This window comes from Brunnivagina elsteri CCALA 953, from assembly GCF_002289455.1.
Taxonomy (GTDB): domain Bacteria; phylum Cyanobacteriota; class Cyanobacteriia; order Cyanobacteriales; family Nostocaceae; genus Brunnivagina; species Brunnivagina elsteri.
Window position 1 is genome coordinate 1 of record NZ_NTFS01000681.1, and the last position, 1,940, is coordinate 1,940.

The window sequence follows — 1,940 nt, forward strand, 5'->3', positions numbered from 1 at the left end:
GACCTATGGTGGTGGTAGCATCAAAAAGAATGGAGTTTATGACCAGGTAAAGTCTGCATTATCGGGACGTGAAATAATTGAATTTGCTGGGATCGAAGCCAATCCTCATTACGAAACCCTAATGCAAGCAGTGACAATAATCAAAAAAGAAGGTATAAATTTCCTCCTTGCTGTTGGTGGTGGTTCCGTAGTTGATGGGACAAAATTCATTGCTGCCGCAGTTGATTTTGAGGGTGACACTTGGGATATATTATCAAAAAACGCAGTAGTTAAATCCGCAATTCCTTTTGGCGTGGTTTTAACTCTAGCAGCCACAGGTTCGGAAATGAATACAGCAGCCGTAGTTACCAAAGCCGCAACCCAAGAAAAACGACATTTTTACAGCCCCCTGGTATTTCCGAAATTCTCAGTTCTCGATCATGAAACCACATTCTCCTTACCTCCTCGGCAAGTCAGTAACGGGATTGTCGATGCCTTTACCCACACAATGGAGCAATATTTAACCTACCCCGTCAATGCCCCACTCCAAGATCGCATGGCTGAAGCTATCCTCAAAACCTTAACCGAAGAGGGACCAAAAACCCTGGCAAACCCTACAGACTACAATTCCCGCGCCAATTTCATGTGGTGTGCAACGATGGCATTAAATGGCATTATCGCCGTTGGTGTCCCCCAAGACTGGACAACCCACATGATTGGTCACGAATTAACCGCACTTCATGGACTCGATCACGGACAAAGTTTAGCCGTGGTATTGCCCAACACATTAACTGTGAAACGAGATAATAAATGGCAAAAGCTGCTTCAATACGCTGCAAGGGTTTGGGATATTCACGAAGGAAGTGAAGAGGAGCGAATTACCGCAGCGATCGCAAAAACTCGCAACTTCTTCGAGTCCGTAGGCACGCGGACAAAACTGTCGGATTATGGTGTGGGTTTAGACACAATTCCCCAAATAGTCGATCGCTTGAAGGCTTATGGTTACACGGCATTAGGGGAAAAACAGGATGTAACCCCAGAAACAGTCGAGAAAATTTTAACACTTTGCGCTTAATTGAAACCCAATTTTCCTTGAGAAGTTCACTAAGGAAGCTTCTCAAAAAATGCGGAAAATTTTCAGCTTTAATTTGACTGCGAATCAGATGTTATGCTAATTTTAAACTAATCAAACCATTCGGTCTGACATTATTTTTGTAATGCGATCGCAGTTAATGTCAAAAGGCGAAGAAACCAAAGCCATGATTATTGAGAAATCCGCAGCCTTGTTTAATCAACAGGGTTACGCGGGTTCTTCTATGTCAGACATTATGCAGGTGACAGGGTTACAGAAAGGGGGAATTTACAACCATTTTACGAGTAAGGATGATTTAGCATTGCAAGCATTTGACTTTGCTATATCCCAAATCAAGCAACGTTATCGCGAAGCTTGGGGAAGCAAACAACACTCAATCGAACGTTTGCAAGCGATTATTAACGTATTTCGCATTTATATTGACAATCCCGAACATCCCATTATTAAAGGTGGATGTCCATTGTTGAATACTGCAATTGAAAGCGATGATGCCCATCCAGCTTTGAAAATACGCGCTCAACAAGCGATGAATTCGTGGCGCGATTTATTTAATGGTATTATGCGAAAAGGCATCAAAAAAGGCGAAATTCAGCAGAATATTAATGTTGACGAAGTGGCAAGTATTATTATTTCCACCCTGGAAGGTTCGGTAATGATGAGCAAGTTATGCGATGATTCAATTCATATCGAACGAGCAATCAAACATTTAAATAATTACATTAATATCAGTTTGAGGAGATAATTTTTATTGGATATTTACCTAAAAATCATTTAGATTGCTTTTTTTTGTAGAATAACCGACCGAACGGTTTTATTTATGAAATTTAAAATCATGTTCCCTCCTCGCGAGCGGGGAGGGTTAGGGTGG

Annotated in this window: 2 protein-coding genes; both read left to right on the top strand. The window is 41.4% G+C overall.

Features of this window, described 5'->3' with window-relative positions; genetic code table 11:
* Positions 1-1,054, top strand: a 1,054-nt coding sequence (locus CK510_RS29815; RefSeq protein WP_143289512.1) for an iron-containing alcohol dehydrogenase, incomplete at its 5' end; no start/stop codon positions are given.
* Between the two features lie 157 nt (positions 1,055-1,211).
* The gene (locus tag CK510_RS29820; protein ID WP_095725047.1) at positions 1,212-1,814 is read left to right on the top strand and encodes a TetR/AcrR family transcriptional regulator; all 603 of its coding nucleotides are present in this window, start codon (positions 1,212-1,214) and stop codon (positions 1,812-1,814) included.
* Positions 1,815-1,940 lie beyond the last annotated feature (126 nt).